Origin of the sequence: Corynebacterium sp. MSK195, from assembly GCF_030228885.1 — a bacterium.
Taxonomy (GTDB): Bacteria; Actinomycetota; Actinomycetes; order Mycobacteriales; family Mycobacteriaceae; genus Corynebacterium.
The window spans coordinates 115,726-137,852 of sequence record NZ_JASPGT010000003.1; the positions used below are offsets into that span (position 1 = coordinate 115,726).

At 58.8% G+C, this 22,127-nt stretch carries 21 protein-coding genes; 9 read left to right on the forward strand and 12 right to left on the reverse strand.

Translation table 11 applies throughout. The annotated features are described in order from the left end of the window. Positions 1-78 precede the first annotated feature (78 nt). Together gatA and gatC are read right to left on the reverse strand one after the other, a co-directional pair. Complete coding sequence (gene gatA, locus QP909_RS04105; protein ID WP_284766254.1) at positions 79-1,566, reverse strand: Asp-tRNA(Asn)/Glu-tRNA(Gln) amidotransferase subunit GatA; 1,488 nt, start codon at positions 1,564-1,566, stop codon at positions 79-81. Further along, positions 1,567-1,863, reverse strand: a complete 297-nt coding sequence (gatC, locus tag QP909_RS04110) for an Asp-tRNA(Asn)/Glu-tRNA(Gln) amidotransferase subunit GatC (RefSeq protein WP_005327681.1) — start codon at positions 1,861-1,863, stop codon at positions 1,567-1,569. It abuts the gene before it with no gap. A 204-nt stretch (positions 1,864-2,067) separates the two neighbouring features. Here gatC and QP909_RS04115 point away from each other — a divergent pair, with 204 nt between their 5' ends. Continuing rightward, positions 2,068-2,727, forward strand: coding sequence for an ACT domain-containing protein (locus tag QP909_RS04115; protein WP_250410384.1), 660 nt, complete (start codon positions 2,068-2,070; stop codon positions 2,725-2,727). A 10-nt stretch (positions 2,728-2,737) separates the two neighbouring features. Here QP909_RS04115 and ligA read toward each other — a convergent pair whose 3' ends face one another. Further along, the gene (gene ligA / locus QP909_RS04120) at positions 2,738-4,807 is read right to left on the reverse strand and encodes an NAD-dependent DNA ligase LigA (RefSeq protein WP_502868559.1); all 2,070 of its coding nucleotides are present in this window, start codon (positions 4,805-4,807) and stop codon (positions 2,738-2,740) included. Between the two features lie 45 nt (positions 4,808-4,852). On the opposite strand from ligA, the gene QP909_RS04125 reads away from it, so the two are divergent. The 4 genes from QP909_RS04125 to QP909_RS04140 all read left to right on the forward strand — a co-directional run bounded on the left by QP909_RS04125 (position 4,853) and on the right by QP909_RS04140 (position 8,516). Then, a complete protein-coding gene (locus tag QP909_RS04125; RefSeq protein ID WP_284766256.1) occupies positions 4,853-5,524 on the forward strand; it encodes a 3'-5' exonuclease in 672 nt (223 codons plus the stop codon). A 40-nt stretch (positions 5,525-5,564) separates the two neighbouring features. Then, the gene (locus tag QP909_RS04130) at positions 5,565-6,062 is read left to right on the forward strand and encodes an ArsR/SmtB family transcription factor (protein WP_284766257.1); all 498 of its coding nucleotides are present in this window, start codon (positions 5,565-5,567) and stop codon (positions 6,060-6,062) included. Beyond that, the gene (locus QP909_RS04135) at positions 6,062-7,054 is read left to right on the forward strand and encodes a serine hydrolase domain-containing protein (protein ID WP_284766258.1); all 993 of its coding nucleotides are present in this window, start codon (positions 6,062-6,064) and stop codon (positions 7,052-7,054) included. The genes QP909_RS04130 and QP909_RS04135 overlap by 1 nt, the downstream gene beginning before the upstream one ends. Positions 7,055-7,394: 340 nt before the next feature. Further along, positions 7,395-8,516 (forward strand): DUF8462 domain-containing protein, encoded by a 1,122-nt coding sequence (locus tag QP909_RS04140; RefSeq protein ID WP_284766259.1) that lies wholly within the window; start codon positions 7,395-7,397, stop codon positions 8,514-8,516. Here QP909_RS04140 and QP909_RS04145 read toward each other — a convergent pair. After that, positions 8,513-9,427, reverse strand: a complete 915-nt coding sequence (locus QP909_RS04145) for a uroporphyrinogen decarboxylase/cobalamine-independent methonine synthase family protein (RefSeq protein ID WP_284766260.1) — start codon at positions 9,425-9,427, stop codon at positions 8,513-8,515. The genes QP909_RS04140 and QP909_RS04145 overlap by 4 nt on opposite strands. Before the next feature lie 77 nt (positions 9,428-9,504). Here QP909_RS04145 and QP909_RS04150 point away from each other — a divergent pair, with 77 nt between their 5' ends. Next, positions 9,505-9,873, forward strand: coding sequence for a PH domain-containing protein (locus QP909_RS04150; RefSeq protein ID WP_086588761.1), 369 nt, complete (start codon positions 9,505-9,507; stop codon positions 9,871-9,873). On the opposite strand, the gene mnmA is transcribed toward QP909_RS04150, so the two are convergent. Then, the gene (gene mnmA / locus QP909_RS04155; RefSeq protein WP_284766261.1) at positions 9,866-10,951 is read right to left on the reverse strand and encodes a tRNA 2-thiouridine(34) synthase MnmA; all 1,086 of its coding nucleotides are present in this window, start codon (positions 10,949-10,951) and stop codon (positions 9,866-9,868) included. The two genes, QP909_RS04150 and mnmA, sit on opposite strands and share 8 nt — an antisense overlap. A 94-nt stretch (positions 10,952-11,045) precedes the next feature. Here mnmA and QP909_RS04160 point away from each other — a divergent pair, with 94 nt between their 5' ends. Continuing rightward, the gene (locus tag QP909_RS04160; protein ID WP_284766262.1) at positions 11,046-11,882 is read left to right on the forward strand and encodes a spermidine synthase; all 837 of its coding nucleotides are present in this window, start codon (positions 11,046-11,048) and stop codon (positions 11,880-11,882) included. On the opposite strand, the gene QP909_RS04165 is transcribed toward QP909_RS04160, so the two are convergent. Next, on the reverse strand, positions 11,863-13,023 hold the full coding sequence (locus QP909_RS04165; protein ID WP_284766263.1) for a glycoside hydrolase family 25 protein: 1,161 nt from the start codon (positions 13,021-13,023) through the stop codon (positions 11,863-11,865). The genes QP909_RS04160 and QP909_RS04165 overlap by 20 nt on opposite strands. Positions 13,024-13,231: 208 nt before the next feature. Here QP909_RS04165 and QP909_RS04170 point away from each other — a divergent pair, with 208 nt between their 5' ends. Continuing rightward, positions 13,232-14,401, forward strand: coding sequence for an HNH endonuclease signature motif containing protein (locus tag QP909_RS04170; RefSeq protein WP_284766264.1), 1,170 nt, complete (start codon positions 13,232-13,234; stop codon positions 14,399-14,401). Here QP909_RS04170 and QP909_RS04175 read toward each other — a convergent pair. The 6 genes from QP909_RS04175 to QP909_RS04200 are packed head-to-tail and all read right to left on the reverse strand — an operon-like array spanning position 14,398 to position 20,045. Then, positions 14,398-15,513, reverse strand: coding sequence for a cysteine desulfurase family protein (locus QP909_RS04175; protein ID WP_284766265.1), 1,116 nt, complete (start codon positions 15,511-15,513; stop codon positions 14,398-14,400). The two genes, QP909_RS04170 and QP909_RS04175, sit on opposite strands and share 4 nt — an antisense overlap. Then, the gene (locus QP909_RS04180; RefSeq protein ID WP_284766266.1) at positions 15,513-16,454 is read right to left on the reverse strand and encodes an electron transfer flavoprotein subunit alpha/FixB family protein; all 942 of its coding nucleotides are present in this window, start codon (positions 16,452-16,454) and stop codon (positions 15,513-15,515) included. The genes QP909_RS04175 and QP909_RS04180 overlap by 1 nt, the downstream gene beginning before the upstream one ends. A gap of 8 nt (positions 16,455-16,462) precedes the next feature. Then, positions 16,463-17,245 (reverse strand): electron transfer flavoprotein subunit beta/FixA family protein, encoded by a 783-nt coding sequence (locus QP909_RS04185; RefSeq protein ID WP_225747081.1) that lies wholly within the window; start codon positions 17,243-17,245, stop codon positions 16,463-16,465. A 24-nt stretch (positions 17,246-17,269) separates the two neighbouring features. Beyond that, the gene (locus QP909_RS04190) at positions 17,270-18,403 is read right to left on the reverse strand and encodes a THUMP-like domain-containing protein (RefSeq protein ID WP_284766267.1); all 1,134 of its coding nucleotides are present in this window, start codon (positions 18,401-18,403) and stop codon (positions 17,270-17,272) included. Beyond that, a complete protein-coding gene (locus tag QP909_RS04195) occupies positions 18,400-19,227 on the reverse strand; it encodes an NUDIX hydrolase (protein ID WP_284766268.1) in 828 nt (275 codons plus the stop codon). Before QP909_RS04195 ends, QP909_RS04190 begins: the two co-directional genes overlap by 4 nt. Continuing rightward, a complete protein-coding gene (locus QP909_RS04200) occupies positions 19,224-20,045 on the reverse strand; it encodes an ABC transporter ATP-binding protein (RefSeq protein ID WP_239277977.1) in 822 nt (273 codons plus the stop codon). Before QP909_RS04200 ends, QP909_RS04195 begins: the two co-directional genes overlap by 4 nt. A gap of 58 nt (positions 20,046-20,103) precedes the next feature. Between QP909_RS04200 and QP909_RS04205 the strand changes: the two genes are divergently transcribed. Further along, a complete protein-coding gene (locus QP909_RS04205; protein ID WP_284766269.1) occupies positions 20,104-22,113 on the forward strand; it encodes a maltotransferase domain-containing protein in 2,010 nt (669 codons plus the stop codon). Positions 22,114-22,127 lie beyond the last annotated feature (14 nt).

The window sequence follows — 22,127 nt, forward strand, 5'->3', positions numbered from 1 at the left end:
ATTTACCCCCGCCGAATTTAAATTCAACGGGGGTAAAGAAACCCTTATGGAATCGTCAGGGACTCCACAGGCGGCGATTTACTTATCGCGGCCAGCCTCATAGGCAGCGCCCACCTTATAGAGGCGGTCATCCTCGAAGGCCGGCGCCATGATCTGCAGGCCAGTCGGCAGGTTGGTATCGCTAGCCAAACCGGACGGCACGGACATGCCGCACAGGCCGGCCAGGTTCAGCGGCAGCGTACACAGGTCAAAGTTGTACATTGCCATGGGATCCTCGGCCTTCTCCCCCAGCTTGAATGCGGTGGTCGGGGTAGTCGGGGAAACGAGCACGTCAACCTGCTCGAAGGCACGGGCAAAGTCCTGCGCAATAAGGGTACGCACGCGCTGCGCCTGCAGGTAGTAGGCGTCGTAGTAGCCCACGGACAGCGCGTAGGTGCCCAGCATGATGCGGCGCTTTACCTCGGGGCCAAAGCCCTCCGCACGAGACTGGGACATGACCTGCTCCGCAGAGTGGGAGCCGTCATCGCCCGCACGAAGGCCATAACGCATGCCATCGAAACGTGCCAAGTTGGACGAGACCTCACACGGCATGATCAGGTAGTACGCCGCCAGTGCGTCATCGAAGTGCGGGCAATCAACCTCAACAATTTCGGCACCCTGCTCGCGCAGCTGATCGACGGCGGCGTGGTAATTCTCCATCACGCCTTCCTGCCAGCCATCGCGCTCAAACTGCTTGATGAGGCCCACCTTGACACCAGAGAGGTCGCCCTTGGCACCTTCGCGGGCGGCGGCGACAACCGGTGCTACCGGCTTATCCACGGAGGTCGCATCGAAGGCATCGTGGCCGGCGATGACCTCGTGCAGCAACGCGGTATCCAGGACCGTGCGGCCACAGGGGCCGGCCTGATCCAGGGAAGATGCAGCAGCAATAAGGCCGTAGCGGGACACGGTGCCGTAGGTTGGTTTTACACCCACAGTATTGGTCAGCGCGGCTGGCTGGCGGATAGAGCCGCCGGTATCGGTACCGATGCCAAGCGGCGCCTGGCCGGAAGCAAGTGCAGCGGCGGTACCGCCGCCCGAGCCGCCCGGGGTGCGCTCCGTGTCATAAGGGTTATGCGCTGGGCCAAAGGCGGAGTTTTCATTGGAAGAACCCATGGCAAACTCATCCAGGTTGGTCTTGCCCAGGATGGGAATTCCAGCCTCGCGCAGACGCTTGGTCACGGTGGCGTCGTAGGGAGAAACGTAGCCTTCCAGCATCTTGGACGCCGCCGTGGTTGGCGCATCGGTGGTAACGAGCAAGTCCTTCAGCGCCAGCGGCACGCCTGCCAGACCAGAGGCAGGCTCTTCGCCGGCATCGAGGGCCTTATCCACGGCGTCGGCAGCCGCGAGGGCTTCTTCCGCCCCCACGTGCAGGAAGGAATTTAGCTCCTCATTGGTCTCTGCGATGCGGTCCAGGAAGGCCTGAGTTACCTCGCGGGAGGTAATTTCGCGGGAGTGAATCTTTTCCGCCAGCTCGGCGGCGGTCAGGGAGGTCAAGCCCTCCGCAGGAACGGTCAGGTTAGACATTTATTCTCCTCCCAAAATCTGTGGCACGACGAAGCGCTCATCTTCTACGGCCGGCGCCTGATCCAAAGCCTGTTCTGCAGTTAGGGTGCGCACAATAACATCCTCGCGCATCGGGGCGTCCACGGAGTGCGGGTGGCTCATCGGTTCCACACCCTCGGTATCCACGTTTCCTACCGCGGAAACGGAATCAACAATTTCATCAATCTGCGTTGCAAACTGGGCTAGCTCTTCCTCGCTGAGGGCCAGGCGGGAAAGCTTGGCGAGGTGGGCTACCTCATCACGCGAAATCTCAGACACGCGAACTCCATCCTTTATCTGCATAATCGACATGCGCGTGAAAAATATTCACACTAAGCATGTACTATGTGAATTGCTAACGACCCATGGTACTGCACCTACCGCGGCGGCTGCCGCGTCACCCCAAATTTGCGTTGCTTGAAGCCGCCATTGTGACGCACGTATCATGTTCGCGACTACAAACAACCGAAAGCGTGCGAGACCATGTCCTTTTTGATCCGTGTACTGCTCCCCGATTCCCCTGGCAGCTTGGGCCAGCTTGCCGACGCCTTTGGACTCGTCGACGGCAATATCCAGTCAGTCGACATCGTAGAAAACTTCCCCGACGGAACGGTCATGGATGACATCGTCATTGAGCTACCCCAAGGCGCCATGGCCGATGTGCTTATCACCGCCGCCTCCTCCGTCGACGGCGTGGAAATTGACTCCATCCGCCCGTTTAGCGGCCGGGTAGACCGCCGCGGCCAGATCGAGCTGCTCGCGCGTGTAGCTCATGCCACCAATGTCACTGCGGCTATGGAAGAGGTTGTCGCGGCGATCCCGAAGGCACTCACCTCCACCTGGTGCATCGTCATTGATAATAACGAGCCTATCCGCCGCCTGGCCTCGTCCAACGCAGCGCCAGAAGATGACGGCACCGTTCCCCACGACATTGAGGTAGAAAGCGCCCGCGTCCTCCAGCCCGAGCGCGACGAGTGGGTGCCAGAAAGCTGGTCACTACTTGACTCCGCACTCGCCGCCGCCCCACTCGGCGATACCGGATTGGTCATCGCCATGGGGCGAACCGGCGGCCCTGACTACCTCGCCTCCGAGGTCGAGCACCTGGGCCACATCGGCACTATCTTGGGCAGCTTCCTAAAGTAACTGGAGCTAATTAGACTTCGCCGGTTTCTAGTAGTTGCTGGAATTGCGCCTCGTTGAGGATCGGGATTTCTAGCTCGCGAGCCTTATCCTCCTTCGAGCCAGCCTTTTCGCCGGCAACGAGGTACGAGGTTTTCTTCGACACCGAACCGGTGGCCTTGCCGCCGCGAGAGACAATCGCTTCTTTCGCGGAATCCCTGGTGAAGTTCTCCAAGCTGCCGGTAACCACAATGGTCAAGCCCTCGAGGGTCTGCTCCTTGTGATCCTCGGCCACTACCTCCATGGCCACGCCCGCAGCAGCCCATTTGTCCACAATCGTGCGATGCCAATCCACCTCGAACCAATCGTGGAAGGATTGCGCGATGGTCATACCGACGCCATCGACCTCTGCAAGCTCCTCCGTCTTCGCAGCGCGCAGCTTGTCCATGGATCCATAGCGGGAAGCAAGCGCCCGGGCCGCAATCGGTCCCACGTGACGTATGGACAGCGAGACCAAGACGCGCCAGAAGTCGCGACCCTTGACCTCCTCCAGGTTGTTCAGCAGGTTCTGGCCTGCCGTATTGACTTTGACGTTGCCCTCCTTTTTGGAGCGCTTGTCTTTGGTGTCCTTCTTTGCGGTATAGACATCTGAGGCCAAGAGCTTTTCCGCCGTGAGCTCAAAAAGCTCCGACTCATCGACAAGGATGCCGTTGTCGATCAGATCCATCGCGCCCTTCTCGCCCAAGGCCTCAATATCCAACGCCTTGCGGGAGGCCAGATACTCCAACCGTGCCGAGAGCTGCGCCGGGCAGGACTGCGTATTGGGGCAACGCCAATCGGCATCGCCGTCCTTCTGTGGGGCCAATTTCGTGCCGCACGCAGGACAGTTCTCTGGGAAGGTCCACTCATATTCGCTACCATCGCGCTGCTCGCGCACCGGCCCGAGGACCTCCGGAATAATTTCGCCCGCCTTGCGGATAATGACGGTATCCCCGATGAGCACGCCCTTGCGCTTGACCTCGGATTGATTGTGGAGGGTTGCCATGGACACCGTTGAACCGGAGACAAAGACTGGCTCCATGATGGCAAAAGGCGTCACTCGCCCGGTACGGCCTACCCCCACTTCAATGTTCTTGAGCTTCGTGGTCACTTCCTCCGGCGGATACTTATAGGCAATGGCCCAGCGCGGCGCGCGGGAGGTCGAACCAAGTGCGCGCTGTGAAGCCAAGTCATCGACCTTGACCACCAGTCCGTCCATCTCAAAAATGGCATCGTGGCGATGCTCTGCCCAATACGCGACTTCGTCTTGGACTTCCTTGGCCGAGTGCACCTGCTTGGTATACGGGGACACGGGCAGGCCCCACGCCGCAATCGCTTTATAGGCATCGTGCTGTGAGGTCGGCGAAAATCCCTCGCGCGCACCCAAGCCGTGGCACACCATTTTCAGGCGGCGTTTTTTCACTTCGGCGGGATCCTTCATACGCAGTCCACCTGCCGCGGCGTTGCGCGGGTTAGCAAATTTTGCTTTACCGTCAGCTGCGCGCTCCTCGTTGATCTCCGCGAAGTCCCTGGGGCGCATGTATACCTCACCGCGAATCTCAATAAGCTCAGGGACCGGATATTCAGCAGTACCAGTCAACTCGTGCGGAATGTCCTCGATAACACGAGCATTAGCAGTGATTTCCTCGCCCACCGTGCCGTCGCCACGAGTAGCAGCGGTAGTCAAGTGCCCATCGCGATAGACCAAGTCGATAGACAGACCATCGATCTTCAGCTCGGTGAGATAGGTCTTAGCCGGGGTTCTATCCAGCCAATCCTGCATCTCGCCAGCACTAAAGACATTGTCCAGGCTCATCATGCGCTCAAGGTGCTCAATATCCTCGCCGGCGCTCGGGGCAGCACCAACCTGCTGGGTGGGTGAATCGGGCACGGCAAGCTCTGGGTGCTCTTCTTCTAGCGCAAGAAGGCGCTGGAAGAGGGCATCAAAGTCGGCGTCGGGAATAGCCGGCTCACCGTTGTAGTACAGGTTGCGGTGGCGGCGGACTTCCTGCGCGAGGTCATTCCATTCACGGTGCAGATCAACTGGATTAGTCACGCTGCCCAAGTGTAGCTATCCCTCGTGTCGGGGCTAGCTACTAAGGTATGGATCATGAATTTCGACGCCTCCCGCATGCTCGCCTTCGACCTTGAGACCACCTCGGCCAACCCTAAAGAAGCCCGCATTGTTACCTCTGCCCTAGTCCGCATTGACGGCCGCGATGTGCAAAAAGTAGAGCACCTTGCCGATCCCGGAATCGAAATTCCGCAGGAAGCGACCAATGTCCACGGAATCACTACGGAAAAGGCTCGCGCCGAGGGTCGCCCGCACGAGGAGGTTCTAAAAGATACGGTCGACGCAATCAAGGCCGCCTGGGAGGATGGCCTCACGCTGATCGTCTACAACGCAGCATTTGATCTCACCGTATTGCGCAGCCTGACCGGAGATTTTACGGTGACCGGCCCGGTCTATGACCCCTACATGATTGACCGTGTCAGCGATAAATGGCGCAAGGGCAAGCGCACCCTCGGCGCCGTCTGCGAGCACTATGGCGTTGAGCTTGGCAATGCCCACGAAGCTACTGCCGACGCCCTCGCCGCCGCCCGCGTGGCGTGGAAGCAGGTTCGCCAGCACTACCCCAACCTGGCACAGATGGATGAGAACGAACTCATGGAATTCCAGGCCGTCAAGTGGTACGAGGACCGTATCGCCTTCAAGAAGTACTTGGAAGGCAAGGGCCGCGATGCCTCGGATGTCTCGACGGCGTGGCCGCTGATTTCTTAAACCCGTTGCCAAAGTTCTAGAGTTTTGGAATTCTAGAACTATGGAATCTATAGAATCCCGAGTTTTAGCCCTCGAGAAGCGCGTCGCCAAGCTCGAACAACCCATACCGGCCCCAGTAGAAGCTTCCGCAGGCGATTCCACCATGTGGCTTGCGGACGCCCTCGAGCCTTCTGAAGAGCTTCCCGAGGGGTCCGTAATCTTTGGCGGCAACCTCACTATCGGCGAGAGCTCTTATACCTACCAATGGCAGCGACCAACTGGGGCAGTAGCCAATGGAGACTGGTCCGAAAACCTCGATCGCCTTGCTGCTCTGGCCCACCCCAATCGTGGCGAGATCCTGCGCCGACTCCTTACCGCACCGGCCAGCGCCACAGAACTTGTCGAAGAAGAAATCGTCACTTCCACCGGCACGGCCTATCACCACCTCAGCGCCCTCACTAGCGCGGGTTGGACCACCAAAACAGGCGGAAAATTCGCACTTCGCCCTGCCCGAGTGGTTCCCCTCCTGACCATCATTACCGCAAGCGAGGCTCACTAATGCGCAGAATAGCCCTCGCCGCCGTCGTAGCCGTGGTATCGGCCGCCTTCTTACTCATCGTTGGACCCCAGCGAATCTCGATAGCCGATACCGCAACCGGAGATCCAGAACTCTCCACACACCTACGGGAACACTCGGTAGCTGGTTTCAACAACCTCACAGCCTTCACACTTGATCAGGGAAAGGCCACCTTCGCCGGACTCGGCGCCAATGAACACACCGAAGTAGAGATCGGTTCTGTCACCAAGATGTTCACCGGAGAAATTGCCCACCAACTAGTAGAAGAGGGAAAAATTCGCCTCGACACCACGATGGGTGAAGTCCTCGAGGTCGGTGACTCACCAGTCTCCGACGTAACAATTCGGGAGCTACTCGATCACACCTCGGGTTTGCCCAGACAGGCAAAAGCCATGACTTTCTCTTCTGCTGTCTCTAGCATCACCGGTTCAAACCCGTACGCAGGTGTATCCACACAAGATATCGTAGATTCAGCAACCGAATCGAAGCTTGCAGATCGTGGCACAGAATCCTATTCCAATTTGGGATACGCGCTACTCGGCCACGCATTAGAAACGGCTGCCGATACGCCATACGAACAATTGCTCCACGAGAGAATCCTAAAGCCCGCCGGAATGAAGGAAACCTACCTCATGACACCAGGTTCCGTCCCCGACAATGCCCCTCGCGGACTCACAGCCGCAGGCCGAGAAGCTGAACCTTGGGAAATGGAAGGTTGCTCCGCCGCAGCGGGAGCTCTTCGGTCCACTGCCCATGACATGGCGGCTTTCGCTACATGGTTTATGGAACATGGCGACACTAGCTATGGATGGCAGAAGAATGATGACGGCAAGAGCTTTTGGCACAACGGCGGCACCTACGGCTACTCCACAATGCTCATCATTGACCCGAAGGAAAATCGCGCAGCCTTCGCAAATAATGACTCGCCGGCGGGAACTGAAGACCTCACAGAAGCGCTTTTCGAGAGGATTTAGGAAACCACAATGCTCCTCACGTTAATCCCTGCCGCTATCACCGCGTTCGAGCTTTGGTCTGCATGGAAGACCCTCAGGAAGCCAGTTTCCTGCCCTATGCTGGTTATAGACGCAATCTTCACAATCGCCATCATTACGCTCGTCGGCATTGCAATGCCGTGGTACAGAGCAGTAGATTTTGGATGGTGGTACGCATTTGTAGCCGCTGGCTCTCTCCATATCGGTGCCATCGCCTGGGGCCTAAGCTCTCTCCACACCAGGAAACTTACAAAGTCTCCCAAATCTCCACTTCGAGCCGAAAGTCTCCCAAATCTCCGACAAGACCGGTTACACTAGCCGCATGGACAATCCATTCCGCCCGACATTCGGCGCCCCTCCCCTGTTCTGGGTCGGCCGCGGCGTCGTGCTCGATAGTTTCCGCACCGCCCTGGATGGCTCGGCAGGCAATGCCTCCCGCTCCATGGTGCTAAGCGGCGCTAGGGGCATCGGCAAAACGGTCCTCATCAACGAGTTGGAAGACCTTGCTGAAGCGCGCGGTTGGGTAACGCTGCGCGCCTCCGGGCGCTCCACCATGGTGGAGGAACTGGTCAACACCACGATTCCGAGGCTTCTCGAGCGGCTCTCGCCCAGCGATAAAAAGAAAGTCAGCCGCATCGGCATCGGCGGCGTAGGATCGATTGGCTTCGACCACCAGAAAGAAGACCGCTTCACCCCTACATTGAATACTCGCCTCCGCGAGCTTTCCTCCGAACTGAACGGAACCGGCATCCTCCTTACCATCGACGAGGTTCAAGACGCCGACGTCGAAGAGCTCACCACCATCGCCGTGGCCTACCAAGACTTGGTGCGCGATGAAATCGATATCGCCTTGGTCGCCGCTGGCCTACCGCAGGGAGTCAACCACTTGCTGGACCTGCCCGGGGTAACCTTCCTGCGCCGGGCCCAGAAATTCGTGCTCGGCCCCTTGTCGCCGGCCAATGCGGAGCAGGCGCTCGAACATACTGCCTCGGGCTCAGGGCTGGAGTTTAGCCACGAAGCGATTACCGACGCCGCCGCGCTCACCCGCGGCTACCCCTACCTCGTGCAATTGGTCGGCTCACTGGCGTGGGAGCGCAGTCGCCGGAACCAAGAAAGCGGCATTTCCCAGCAGACAATTGCCTCCATCGCCCCGGATGCAATATCAATCATGGGCGCGCAGGTGCACCAGCCTGCGACGCTAGCCCTGCCGCCGGCGCAGCGGGAGTTCCTGGAAGCGATGGCCGCAGTCGAAGTCGATGGCATCGCCACCATCGCAGACATCGCGGGCCACATGGACCGCACGGTGCGCTCTTTGTCGGCCACCCGCCAGCGGCTTATCGACGCCGACCTCATCGAACCCACCGCACATGGCAAGCTACGCTACGTCATTCCCTATATGGGCGAATACTTCACCACCACGGATAGCCGCGGGCGCGTCGATTAAAGATCGCCGGCATCGCGGACGAGGATGCCCGCCACCTCAGCGGCAAAAGAATAGCTGTGCGCGGCCTTTTCCACCGGCCACGGGAAGATATCAACCTGCCCTGGAATTCGCTCCCGCGATAGTCCCATGCGGTCGAAGTGCTGTGCTATAGAAATAGCCTCCGCGCGAGCATCGCACCCTGCCACGCCGAGACCAACGCGACCGCCGCCATCAATCCATTGCCCCAAGCCATCGAGATGCTCTGGCGAGCCTAGACCAGCGAAATCGAGCAGCACCGTCTTCGCCGCTACTTCCCATAGTGGCTCGCGAAGCCGTAGGTAGTCCGCGTCAAACTCCGCCAGTGTCGCATTGACCTGGTCCGCGGGAACAGCCCTAATCGTATCGAAGTCGGTGGTACCTGGAAGGGTGCCCGACAGGACGTCGGCAAGCAGGGGCTCGTCCAGCTGGACCCGCACTTCTGCCCCAAAGCGCTGTGCCACCTGCGCCGTGTGTTCCTGAATCCCGGCCAATAAAGCACCACACAGGTCCCGGAAAGCACCCGAATCAGTAAGCGCGCGATGCCCGTTTCCTAGCTCCACAGCGGCCGCCAAACTCCACGGGCCTACCGCTTGGACCTTGACACGCGGAACTGACTCGCCCCACACCTCCTGAATCTCGTCCAGATCCCGGCTCATCTGGTCACCAATCCGATGGGAGATGAGCTGCGGCCGATCACTGAGCACCCACGATCGCGGACCGCGGTCAATGGAGACTGCTTCCAACAAGCCCGCTGTTCGCCCAATGGCCCCAGCTTGAATCCCGCGGTCCGGCAACTGCGGAAGGTGCGGAAGACCACCCGTCTCGCCCATCACGATGTCTGCCGCCTCACTCATGGAGTATCCCGGCATAGGGCCTAAGCCAAAAGCGTCCATATTCACCTCGGCGCTAGTATTATTTCTCAGAACTATCTACCCGATACGTGACGTATCACTTGGAAAGGAACCTTACTATGGGCGTGGAAAAATACTCCGGCTGGACCTTCTACAACGAGTGCGAAATCCCTCAGGACATCTCCACCGTCTTGGCTGAACAGGAATATCCTGTCTGCGCCTTCAAGACCGTTCGTGATGCCGCCGTATTTACCAATAGACGCCTCATCATCCGAGACGCACAAGGCCTGACAGGCAAAAAGGTAGAGATGTACTCCCTGCCCTATTCCTCCATCAACATGTGGTCCACGGAAAACGCGGGAAAGCTTCTTGACTTCAATGCGGAGCTGCAGCTGTGGACTAGGGCCGGCGAATTCAAAATCAACATTGGCCCCAATATCGATGTCCGAGCGCTAGATCGGCTCATTGCCAACTGTGTGCTTAATTAGTTCCGCAGATGGTGCCGGAGCCAATGACGATGTCTCCCAGCTCGTCCGGCGAAGGCAAGTACAGCACCGCCGCTTGGCCGCGAGCGACACCGGATAGCGGCTCCTTAAGCTCGAGGCGCATCTCGTCCGCCTCGCGGTCAACGTGGGCGATACAGGGCACCACGGAGCCATGTGCGCGCACCTGAACCTCGCACTCGAAGTCCCCATCCATGCCTGGGTGGAGGTACTTCAGGCGATCTGCCTGAATAGAGGTCACGGCCAAGTCCTCGCGGGCGCCGACGGTAACCGTGCCGGTAGCAGCATCAATATCGGTAACGTAGCGGGGGCGGCCGTCGGCAGCCGGCGCCTTGATGTCCAGGCCCTTGCGCTGGCCGATGGTGTAGTTCCACGCACCATCGTGCTCCTTGAGCTCCGTGCCCTCTTGATCCACGATCATGCCGGGGCGCAGCCCAATGCGGGCACCCAAAAAGGCCTGCGTATTACCGTCTGGAATAAAGCAGATGTCGTAGGAATCTGGCTTTTTCGCGGTGGAAAAGCCATGCGCCGCTGCCTCTTCGCGGATCTGTGGCTTAGGGGTGTCGCCGATGGGGAAAAAGCAGTGCTCCAACTCCTCGGCCGAAATCACGCCGAGCACATAGGACTGATCCTTATTCTCGTCCAAGGAGCGGCGCATATAGCCGTCCTCGTCGATAGTGGCATAGTGGCCTGTCGCAACCGCATCGAAGCCAAGCGCCATGCCCTTTTGCAGCAGCGCTCGGAATTTAATCTTCTCGTTGCAGCGCAGGCAGGGATTGGGAGTTTCGCCGCGGGCGTAGGAATCCACGAAGTCCGTGATGACCTCTTCTTTGAATTCTTCCGAAAAGTCCCACACATAAAAGGGAATTCCTAACTTATCGCAGATGCGGCGGGCATCGGCCGAATCCTCCAATGAGCAGCATCCGCGGGCTTTTTCCCTAGTCTGCTGCGCGTCTTTGTGCAGGGCGAGGTGAACGCCAATCACCTCGTGGCCGGCTTCTACTGCACGCGCGGCGGCAACCGATGAGTCCACGCCGCCGGACATGGCAACCAATACTCGCATTGTGCTCCCCATTTCACCTTGACTACAGGCCCGAAAGTCTACTCCCTAGCCCCAACGCGGTTTAAATCGAATCCATTCCCTAAGCTTGTGTGACATGGGCAGAAAGCGAGCTTCCACCGATCCGGGAATCACCGGCACCTACGAGATTTCTACCGGCACGGCCGAGGTGGTGCCGGATGAGTTCCGCGACGGTGCCTATATTCTCAACGTTAATGGCGTGCCGAGCAGCCATATTGTGCTCGGTGAGCCAGAAGAGCTGGAGTTTGAGTACATGCGCTGGATTGCGGCGGCGGTTGAGCACCTCAATTCTCGGCCCGCGAATAAGCTCCGCGTCACCCACCTAGGCGGCGCGGGCTGCTCCCTTCCTCGCTACTTCGCAAGCAAGCTTCCGGGCAGCCGCCACACAGTGGTGGAGCTGGACGCCAAGCTGGGCGAATTGGTGCGTACGCTTTTCGACGTCCCTCGTTCCCCCACCGTCAAAATCCGCGCCGGCGAAGCACGCAAAGAAACCGAGGGGTTCCTTCCGTCCAGCCGCGACATCATCATCCGCGATGTCTTTGCCGGCGACAAGACACCGGCCAACCTCACCACCGTGGAGTTCTTTCAGGCTGCTAAGCAGTCGCTGGCGCCGGGTGGCCTCTACGTAGCCAACTGCGGCGACCATTCCGATCTACAGCTGGCAAAGAGCGAGCTGGCGGGCCTAGATAAAGTATTTGACCACCTCTCCGTCATCGCGGACCCACCGATGCTCAAGGGCCGGCGCTACGGGAACATCATCCTGGTGGCCTCAGATACAGAAATGCCAGCCGAGGGCTCCATGGAAGCCGCCCAGCTGGCAAAGACACTCTTAGGCGGGGCCGTGCCCGCCCATTACAAGGACGAGGAGTGGACCCGCACGTTTTTCGCTGGCGCTACTGCAGCACGCGATTAAGCAGCGTAGCTACCTGCGCCGCATCGAAATCGGGAACGTCAGCGCCGGCGTTCTTGGCGGCATTCTTAGCTTCCGATACCTCCGACTCGGAGACGTTGCCAGATTTCACGTTGTTTACGTGACCGGCATTGTCCAGCAGGATAGCTAGGTCGCTGACGGAGAAGTTGCCCTTGGCCATATCGCCTAGGTCCTCCACCGGAAGAGCATCCTTGTCCTTAAGGGTCTTGACGAAGCCAGCCAGGCCCTCCGCCGCTTGGGGATCGAGGCCGGACTTTTCGGCGGCGTCGGCAAGCTGCGGCAATGCAATCAACCCCGCCGCCAGTGCCAAAATAGCACCGATGAGCGGCGTACTATCGGAGCTCAAGTCAAGCCCATCGCTGACAACCAGCTGCTCTAGCGCGCCGCCGACGTCGACGTAGTTGCCGTCACTGAAAGACTGCAACTGCTGCTTGGAACCATTAAACAGGTTCATGTCGACGTCGGTAGAAATGCCTGCTACCTTGCCAGAACCAGAACGCTGCCAGAAGGAAAGTTCCTTCCATCCGCCCACCGCTTCAGGCGCCTGGTCCTGATAAGCCGCAAGCCACAGTGGCATATCCGAGAACTTCTGGGAGTTATTCATCTGCCCCATCCAGAAGTACTTGTAGGTGTAGATCATGGGCGTGCGGCCGGTAAGACGCTTGAGCTCGCTAGTAAATTCTTCAATCCACTGCTCCAGCTGCGCCGCGGACTTTCCTTCCGCCACCTCTATATCAAGTGCAGGAGGCAATGTCTGATCCGGGGCAAGGGCGATCTGCGCGGCAAAATTGGCCGCTTGAGTCTTGGCATCGCCAGCCGGACGTGCATAGTGGTACGCACCAGTCTTGAGTCCAGCCGCATTAGCCGCCTGAATATCCTCTACATAGTGTGGGTTTACCCAATCCCCACCTTCGGTAGCCTTCACAAATGCAAAGGACTGGCCGTCGGACCGCACTTTAGACCAATCGATGGGCGTGCCGCCCGGATGCTGGTGCGCCGCCACGTCAACGCCCTTTGGCGCACCAAAGTTCACCGCCTGGGCAACAGCGGTTCCACTTACAGCTAGTGCAGCCACGGTGACCACCGCAGTAATGCTCTTTCGGAGTGCCTTCTTTGAAGTCATGCGCGTGAGTCTAGCAACGCCTTCACTCCCACCACATCTTTAACACGCACCACTTGAGATATTTTTCTTTACTTCCGTTTCCCCCTTCTGGGAATACAACCTTTTAGAACACATATTTGCTCATAACCCTTGCGGAGCGGCAGGGCACAGCTTAAAATGAACACCATTAAACTACGCACACTAGTTCTACTATTCGGGGGATTTAATCTTGGACACCTACTACATAGTCAATGACCCCAACGATCCGATAGCAGTAAAAGCCACAGAAATAAGAAAACAAGAATACCTATTCTGGAATGAGGCGAAGCCAGAACTAGAAGAAGATTTCGATATATCTTGCCACACACTTTCCACCCGCACCGGTTTAAGCGAGCGGCGCACGCGAGACATAATAATGGCCCTATATCGACTCACAGAGCTACCACTCACAAAGGCACTCCAGGAAACCTATTACTTCCTGGATTTCTCTCGGCTTATTACTATCGACGCCGTGTTTAGCAAGCTGGGTGACATCCCGACCGAAATTCTCGAGCGGATAGACCAAGAGCTTGCGCGTTACCTAACCCCCACGAAGCCCGGCCAAGTACTGCCTTCGAATACGAATTTGCGGCGAAAACTAAATGGCCTCATCGCTGTTGAGGACTCACACTCCAATGAAGATACAGAGCCTGATGCAGGGAACGACTCCTATTTCACCTACCACAGTTTCGGCGGCAAGGCCGGGCTAGCAGCGGAATTCGATGAAGCTACCATGCTAGCCATCGATGAACACGTCAGTAAGGCAGCCGAAGAGCATAATCTCACCAAAGCTGAAGCCCTAGCCAAGTTGATTCTGGGCAAAATTGAGTCGCGGGCAAAAGTGGTTCTTCATATGTACCGAGCCCACGACCAGGAGGCTGCTCCCGCATTTATCCGGGGATTCGGATGGGTAAGCCCTGAGACCGCTGACAGTCTGCGTCCCACGCAGACGCGGGATATGGACCTTGCAAAAAGGATGGAGAGCGAAAGCTACGTTACTCCCCCGCTCATTGGCGCCTACGTAGAAGGCCGCGATGGCGTGTGCCGCTGGCCAGGTTGTAATCGCCCCGCAGAAAACTGCCAAAAGGACCACCGGATTGACCATGCACAGGGAGGGAAAACGGCGGGAAGCAACTTGGCATCGCTTTGCCAGCACCACCACAACATCAAGACCGATGGTGGTGCCTTCTACATCATGGATCCGCATACTGGGGACATAGTGTGGCTCTTTGACGATGGCCGCTGGGAATACGACGAGCCCCAAGGACCGCTAGCGCCCAAGAACAAGAACTGGGCGCTAACGGTTGGCCAAGCTATCGCCGCTCGGCGGGCGGCGGCGAAGGAAAGGAATGATAGCTAGACGGAACGGGCTCGGGAAATGATCTCCGGAAGATGAGCCAAGACGTAGTCAACGTCCTCTTCCGAAGTAAGCCTGCCGAGAGTAAAGCGCAGGGAACCGATTCCTTCCGCCTCACTTACGCCCATTGCCTCGAGGACATGAGACATGCGGTTTACCCCTGCGCTGCAAGCACTGCCGGTAGAGGCCTCGATCTGCAATGAATCCAGAAGCATGATGAGGCTATCGCCGTCAGCACCGGGGAAAGAGACGTGCAGGTGGGAAGGCAGGCACGGCTCGGCGGAATTGACCACTACGTCATCGATGGTGGCGAGAATTCCGTCGCGCAGCTTGTTGCGGAGAGCAGCTATTCGCTCACCCTGGGCAGTGATTTCGGAGACTGATTCCTCCAACGCCGCAGCAAGACCGGATGCGCTCGCGACATCCACGGTGCCAGGGCGGATGCCCCGTTCTTGGCCGCCGCCGTAGGCAATCGGCTGTGGCGCGGGGCTCCGCTTGGCCAAAAGCAGACCGATGCCGCGGGGGCCGCCGAACTTGTGGGCGCTGGCGGCGAGGCTGGTGATCCCTAGCGAGGAAAAGTTGATGGGAACTTTGCCCACGGCTTGGACCGCGTCGACGTGCACGGGCGTGCCTGTCGCATTCGCTCGGGCTGCGATCTCTTCGATGGGCTGAATGGCGCCGGTTTCGTTGTTGGCCCACATGCAGGTAGCGACGTCGGCAAGCGTGTTTAGGGCAGACAGATCTGCGATGTGCCCAGAACGGTCGACGGGAAGGATATCGACGGCTGCTCCGGTTTTCTCCAGCTTAGAGACGGTATCGCGCACGGCCGGGTGCTCAATATCGGTAGAAATAATGCGGTTTGTTTGCCCAGCCGCGTAGAGCCCCTGGATGGCGATATTGTCCGCTTCGGTGCCAGAAGAAGTAAAGATGACTTCGATGGGCTCGCAACCGAGGAGGGAAGCGACCTTCTCGCGGGCATCATCCAGCACGGACCGAGCCTTGCGGCCAGAACCATACTGCGCGCCGGAATTGAGGGAGCCGGCCGCCGCCACCCACGCGTCAATTGCGCTCTGGCGCATCGGCTGGGTAGCGGCATAGTCAAAGTAGTGCGGCATTACTGGCGCGCCTTCAGTTCCTCGGTCAGGGCTGGTGCGATTTCATGCAGGTCGCCCACGACGCCGAGATCAGCGATCTGGAAGAACGGCTCATCCTGGTCTTGGTTGACCACCACAATGGTGCCGGAAGTCTGCATGCCAGAGGTGTGCTGGATAGCGCCAGAGATACCCAAGCCGATGTAGAGGTCGGGCGAGACGGTAACACCGGTCTGGCCGATCTGATAGGCGGCGTCATAAAAGCCTTCATCGACGGCGTCGCGGGTGGCGCCGACTGCGGCCCCGAGGGCATCGGCAAGCGGCTCGACGACGGCGCCGAAATCGTCGCCCACGCCACGGCCGCCGGCGACGACTGCCTTGGCCTCGGTAATTTCCGGTCGTGCGGACTTCTGTGCTGGAGTAAAGGAAGTTACCTTGACGTCTTTAGCCGTGGCGGCCGGCAACGGCATCGGCGCCGGCTGCGTCTCCACCTGCTGTGGTGCAGCCTCAACCGCGCCTGGGCGGAGGGTATAGATGGGGCACTGGCCAGCCGCGGTAGAGGTGGTCTCATAGGAACCACCGAAAATGCTCATCTGGGCGGAGCCATCGGCGGCGATGCCATTGACATTGACCAGTGCGCCAGAGGCGAGGCGAGCCGCGAGACGGCCGGCAATCTCGTTATTGGCCGGAGTTGCGGCCAGCACGATGGGCGCTGGGTTCGCAGCGCCAAGCGCATGCAGGGCATCGACCTCAGGGGTAAGGAAACGCTGGTCATAATCCTCGGCCGTTGCCTGAACTACCTGTGCGGCACCGAGGCCAGCAAGGTCGGCATCGAACTTATCGGCCTGCTTGCCGACGACCACTGCGGACACCGTACCCAATTCCCGCGCGGCCGTAATCAGCTCGCCGGTAACGGGAAGGAGGTTGTCCGCGTCGTGCTCAACTAGTACGTAAACGTGCGACATATCTACTCCTAAATCAAGTTCTTTGCGGACAGGAAATCAGCGATTTTCTTCGCTGCATCTTGCGGGTTGGGCTCCGAAATAACTTCGCCGGCGGTGCGGGGTGGGCGCTTCTCAGCGGCCGAGACAGAGGTCGTCGGCGCGATGGCCTCGATGCCCAGGTCAGCCAGGGTGAAGGTGGTGATTTCTGCCTTCTTAGCTGCCATCAGGCCCTTGAAATTGGGGAATCGTGGCTTGTCACTCTTATCGTTCACCGTAACGATCGCCGGCAGTGGCGCCTCGAGTTCCCAGGTGCCGCGCGCGTCATCGCGGGTGCCCTGCACGGTGCCGTCAGCTAGCTCTACTTTGTGCAAGCCGGTAAGGGCCGGCAGCTGGCGGTATTCGGCAAGAAGGCCGGCAAGCAGGCCGGTGGAGGCATCGGAAGCCTCGGTGCCGGCGGTGATCAGCTGGACGTCGTCAAGCTTATTGAGCGCGGCGTTGAGGGTCCAAGCGGTCGATAGCGCGTCCGCTCCGGCCAAGGAATCATCGGAGACGAGCACGGCATCGTCGGCACCCATGGCCAATGCCTTACGCAGTGCCTCGTCGGCCTGGGCCGGCCCCATGGTAAGTGCTACGACTTTGTAGCCCGCATCGGGGTTATTGTCGCGCAGTCGCAGGGCTTGTTCCACGGAGTACTCATTAACCTCATCAATGACGTTATCCACGGAGGTGCGATCCAGGGTGTGGTCATCGTTCAAAGACTTGGTAGACCACGTATCCGGCACGTGTTTGACCAGAGCCACAATAGTTGGCATTGGGCACTCACCTTTCCGATATATTTATGTTGCGTAATTATCCTCGGACGATGATACTCGGGGTTGACACAGCAAGGCGATTCCCTGTGAGCCAATTCGCGTAATGATGACCGCAAATGGTTTCTTTCCCTTCAGCTTCATCTTCTTCCGTAGCTGGTCAGGGTCCACCTCTACCCCGCGTACAAGGATTTCTAGGCTTCCCGCGTCATAGGATTTAAGTACGGATTTTAATCTCTTTAGGGGTACTTTTTCTATGAATGGAAATCCCGAAGTTCCCTCCGGAATCCTCTCTCCTGTCAGGTATGCGATGCGCGGATCGATTTGATGCAACCCTTCCCTGGCCGCGTAGTGCTGGACCAACCCCGCTCGCACAATGGCCCCATCCGGGTCGATGAGGTAACTGCCAATGCCTCCTGCATCGGGTAGGTCGTCTGCGTGGTCATCGAGGACATCCAGCTTGTTTCCTCGAATCATTACCGCTCTTCGGCCGCTGCCAAGGCCTGGGGTATAAAGGCAGGCTTCTTTTACCCCGCCATCGACGCTCGCGACGGTGACGAGGCCGTCCCACTCGCTGAAATCAAGGCCAGGCGCGCACTTGATGGCCAGTTCCTTATCGCGATGCTTTTCGACGACCTCCGGGAGCGGTGGCACCAAATCCTCCGGCCGCGTGATTCGCCTGCCACCGGCGCGGCGGGCCGGGTCTGCAAGGAGAACATCGGCAGTGGTAGTAGTCGTCAGCGCATCCGCGCGGAAAATCTTGGCGGAAGAAAGGTTATGCCTCGCCATTCTTACCCGGGATTCATCCAGGTCCGAGCCACAATAGTCGAGCGGAGAATTATAGCCTTCCGTGCCGATGGAACAGGTGACGTCGTGGACGCTGCGCACGCCTTGTTCGGCGAGGAATTTCGTCCGATACGCCGCCACTTCAATGGGGGTTGCTTGCTGGGCGGAGTCTGCATCCATAAGCCAATCGTGCGGGAGCTTGCCGGAACTGCGGGCGGTTACCAGCTCCATGACCGCGCGGCCATATTCACCGAACTTAGCTTTGAGGATTTCAGTGTCTTTGAGCCGAGAAGCCTTGGTTAAGGTGAGGTCGAGGTGTGCTATTTCCTCTTGATGTTCGGCAAGGAAGTCGACTTCTGCGGGGGTATAACTCATATTCGGTCTAAAGGGGTGGTGGAAAAGAATTCGCGGTAACGGGGGTCTTCGCGTGGATCCCCAATGACGGGGCGCAGGTCCGAAAAGGACGCATCATCTAGGACCTCTTGGACGGAGGAATACTTGCTCAACCTTTGCATCTGTGCCCACGTGGGGATGGCAAGGCGCACCAGCCCGGCGCGCCAGCCGTCCAGGATGAGCTGCGGGGGGAACCATCCGGCATCGTCTGCTTCATCGGTATCCCCATCGGGTTCTTGGCCGGAGGGCAACACGCCAACAAAGAAGAAGGTGTCGAACCAATGGCTTTTCCCCTTTCCTACCCAGCGCGCCCAAGGAAGGAGCATATCGGCGTCGACGCGCATTCCGTTATTGCTAAGGAATTCGGTAAAGGAAATGGTGTGGTTTTCTAGGAGTTTTCGCTCTTTGTGATAACGCCGCGCATTGGAGACAATGCCGTCCTCGCGGATGGCGAAAAGGGTGCCGGCCTCTTCGAAGAGCTCGCGGGCAGCGGCGAAAACGAGGGCGTGGGCTTTGTACTTGGTCACGCCCATCCGGCGGGCCATGGAGATGACAGACTTTCCGGCCCATAGCTCGCCCGAGTCCCAGGCACGCGGCGGAAAGTCACGTGGGTCTACACCGCCGCCGGGAAAGACTGAATGCCCCGGGTAGTTGTGCATGGTGTGGACGCGCTCTTGTACCCACACTTCAAGACCGTCAGCGCCGTCCCGCAGGAGCAGGACGGTTGCCGCCAGGCGCCCACCGTGGAAGCCGGTGGTATCGCTGGCGTCAATGGCATCGAGACGGTCATGAAAAGGATTGGTCATAGAGAAGCTCGGCGGGCGAAGTATCGCTGTCCAATGCGGTCCACCTGAATAGGCTGGTGGAAGGCGCGAGTCAGATTTTCGGAGGTGAGGACGGAATTAATCAGCCCTTTTGCCACAACTTTACCCTCATCCAACAGCATGGCGTGGGTGAAGCCATAGGGAATCTCCTCCACGTGGTGGGTGATCATGACAATCGCTGGGGCATCGGGATCCATAGCGAGATTGCCTAGGTATCCTACGAGGTCCTCGCGGCCTCCTAGGTCCATTCCGGCGGACGGCTCATCGAGGATGAGCAACTCCGGGTTCGACATAAGTGCGCGAGCGAGGACGACGCGCTTCTTTTCTCCCTCAGACAGAGTTCCCCAGGTGCGCTCTTTGAGGTGGGTGGCGCCAACTTGCGCCAAGATGTCATCCGCGCGGGAGAAATCCATGTCCTGGTATTCTTCGCGCCAGCGGCCCAACACAGCGTAACCGGCGGAGACAACTAGATCGTCCACGCGTTCAGTGTCCGGGATGCGCGATTGCACCGCCGCGGAGGAGATGCCGATAAGCGCGCGCAGATCGCGCATGTCGGTTTTGCCGATTTGCTCTCCCATCACAAAGGCGGTGCCTTTCGAGGGGAACTCTTCGGCCGCGGCCATGCGCACCAGCGAGGTCTTGCCCGCGCCGTTGGGGCCGATAATGACCCAGCGCTCATCGAGCTCTACTTGCCAGTCCACGGGTCCGACGAGGGTCTTGCCGCCGCGGCGCAGTTCGACGCCGCGAAAATCTACGAGCCAATCTTGATCAGTGGGAGTTACGTCGTTCACGCCTTCCATTGTGACTGATTTGTTCTTTGCCCGGTGAAATTGACACAGCTGCATTAGTCTTATGGGCATGACTACTCGCCTTGGTATTGACGATGTCCGCCCGCTTATCTCCGCCGGTTCTGTAGCCTCCAAAGCCGTTGTAGGCGAGGTAATTCCTGTCACCGCCCTAGTCTGGCGCGAGGGCCACGACGCGGTCTCGGCAACCCTGTCTGCGTGGGCGGCACGGACCACGGCTACCTCCTCCGTCACTATGCAGGTTGATCCCGATGACCAGGATCGCGTACACGGCGTATTTACCCCGGGCACCCAAGGCACCTGGTACTTCCGCGTCGATGCCTGGTCCGATCCCATCGCCACGTGGAAGAACGCAGTAACCAAGAAGTTGGCGGCTGGACAATCCGCTGCTGAGCTTGCCAATGACCTGCAACATGGCGCGGATTTGTTTTCTCGCGCGGCTCTGCAAACCCCGTCGGATGTGGTGGAACCGCTCTTTGTGGCTGCTCGGGATTTGGAGGATGAGTCCTTGGACGTCGATAAGCGCGTGCAGGTAGCTCTCTCGGAAGAGGTAGCAGGCATCCTGCACTCGCATCCCTTGCGCGACCTGCTGGTAGAGGGCGCAATCCACGAGGTATATGTGGAGCGCCGGGCCGCGCTCTATAACTCGTGGTACGAGCTTTTTCCCCGCTCCACGGGAGGCTGGGATGAAGAGGGAAATCCAGTCCACGGCACTTTTGACACCACTGCCAAGGCACTGGAGCGGGTGGCCGATATGGGCTTCGATACGGTGTATTTTCCGCCCATTCATCCCATCGGCAAGGTACACCGCAAAGGAAAGAATAATTCGGTCGTTGCCGAGCCCGGCGATGTGGGAAGCCCCTGGGCCATCCAAGACCACTCCACCACCCATCCGGACTTGGGCACCATGGAGGATTTCAAGCGATTGGTCTCTCGCGCCCAGGAACTCGGCCTAGAGATAGCACTCGATTTCGCGCTTCAGGCATCGCCCGATCACCCGTGGGCTAGCAGCCACCCAGAATTTTTCACCGTCCTTCCAGATGGCACCATCGCCTATGCCGAGAACCCACCGAAGAAGTATCAGGATATCTATCCACTTAACTTCGATAACGCTCCTGATGCCATCTACCACGAGATCTATGAGACCTTGATGATTTGGGTGGAAGCCGGAGTGAATACATTCCGCGTGGATAACCCACACACCAAGCCGGCAAACTTTTGGAACTGGCTGATTACCCGCGTGCATGCCACCCATCCGGATGTCATCTTCTTGGCCGAGGCCTTTACCCGCGCGCCTCGCCTCTTCGGTCTAGCGAAGGCGGGTTTTTCCCAGTCCTATACCTATTTCACCTGGCAGACCTCTAAACATGCGCTCACCCAGTTTGGCCAGATGCACGTCGACCAAGCAGATATCTGCCGCCCCAACCTCTTTGTTAATACCCCGGATATCCTGCACGAGTCCCTGCAGACTGGCGGGCGTGCGATGTTCGCCATTCGAGCGGTCCTAGCCGCCACCATGTCGCCTCTATGGGGCGTGTACTCCGGCTTTGAACTCTACGAGCACACCCCGGTAGCCCCAGGCTCCGAGGAGTACCTCGACTCTGAGAAGTACGAACTGCGCCCGCGCGATTTTGCGGCGGCGGTTGCATCGGGAGATTCCCTTGAGTCCTATATCCGGCTGCTCAACCAAATCCGCCGCGATAATCCCGCTTTGCAGCAACTGCGCACCCTGCGGTTCCACGACACCGACAATGAAGCCATCATTGCCTATTCGAAGGCGGATCCAGCCTCCGGCAATGTAGTCCTCGTCGTGGTCAACCTGGATCCGCGCAACGCGCAGGAAGCCACCGTCACAGTAGATATGCAAGCTATCGGCCGCCACCCCGGCGAGTCCTATACCGTCCAGGACACGATTACCGGCTCTGCCTACCACTGGTCCGAGCGCAACTTTGTGCGCTTAGAGCCGCTTCGCGACGTCGCCCATGTCTTCGTCCTTCCCCCTGCCGACCACGCCCTCCAGGAACAGCTCACCTGGCGCGTAGTTAGCGACTATCGCCCGTAAATATTCGCCCACCG

Coding starts and splice junctions, on each gene's coding strand:
- gatA (WP_284766254.1), bottom strand. CDS start 1,566: ATGTCTAACCTGACCGTTCCTGCGGAGGGCTTGACCTCCCTGACCGCC.
- QP909_RS04115 (WP_250410384.1), top strand. CDS start 2,068: ATGTCCTTTTTGATCCGTGTACTGCTCCCCGATTCCCCTGGCAGCTTG.
- QP909_RS04125 (WP_284766256.1), top strand. CDS start 4,853: ATGAATTTCGACGCCTCCCGCATGCTCGCCTTCGACCTTGAGACCACC.
- QP909_RS04130 (WP_284766257.1), top strand. CDS start 5,565: ATGGAATCTATAGAATCCCGAGTTTTAGCCCTCGAGAAGCGCGTCGCC.
- QP909_RS04135 (WP_284766258.1), top strand. CDS start 6,062: ATGCGCAGAATAGCCCTCGCCGCCGTCGTAGCCGTGGTATCGGCCGCC.
- QP909_RS04140 (WP_284766259.1), top strand. CDS start 7,395: ATGGACAATCCATTCCGCCCGACATTCGGCGCCCCTCCCCTGTTCTGG.
- QP909_RS04145 (WP_284766260.1), bottom strand. CDS start 9,427: ATGGACGCTTTTGGCTTAGGCCCTATGCCGGGATACTCCATGAGTGAG.
- QP909_RS04150 (WP_086588761.1), top strand. CDS start 9,505: ATGGGCGTGGAAAAATACTCCGGCTGGACCTTCTACAACGAGTGCGAA.
- mnmA (WP_284766261.1), bottom strand. CDS start 10,951: ATGCGAGTATTGGTTGCCATGTCCGGCGGCGTGGACTCATCGGTTGCC.
- QP909_RS04160 (WP_284766262.1), top strand. CDS start 11,046: ATGGGCAGAAAGCGAGCTTCCACCGATCCGGGAATCACCGGCACCTAC.
- QP909_RS04165 (WP_284766263.1), bottom strand. CDS start 13,023: ATGACTTCAAAGAAGGCACTCCGAAAGAGCATTACTGCGGTGGTCACC.
- QP909_RS04175 (WP_284766265.1), bottom strand. CDS start 15,513: ATGCCGCACTACTTTGACTATGCCGCTACCCAGCCGATGCGCCAGAGC.
- QP909_RS04180 (WP_284766266.1), bottom strand. CDS start 16,454: ATGTCGCACGTTTACGTACTAGTTGAGCACGACGCGGACAACCTCCTT.
- QP909_RS04185 (WP_225747081.1), bottom strand. CDS start 17,245: ATGCCAACTATTGTGGCTCTGGTCAAACACGTGCCGGATACGTGGTCT.
- QP909_RS04190 (WP_284766267.1), bottom strand. CDS start 18,403: ATGAGTTATACCCCCGCAGAAGTCGACTTCCTTGCCGAACATCAAGAG.
- QP909_RS04195 (WP_284766268.1), bottom strand. CDS start 19,227: ATGACCAATCCTTTTCATGACCGTCTCGATGCCATTGACGCCAGCGAT.
- QP909_RS04200 (WP_239277977.1), bottom strand. CDS start 20,045: ATGGAAGGCGTGAACGACGTAACTCCCACTGATCAAGATTGGCTCGTA.
- QP909_RS04205 (WP_284766269.1), top strand. CDS start 20,104: ATGACTACTCGCCTTGGTATTGACGATGTCCGCCCGCTTATCTCCGCC.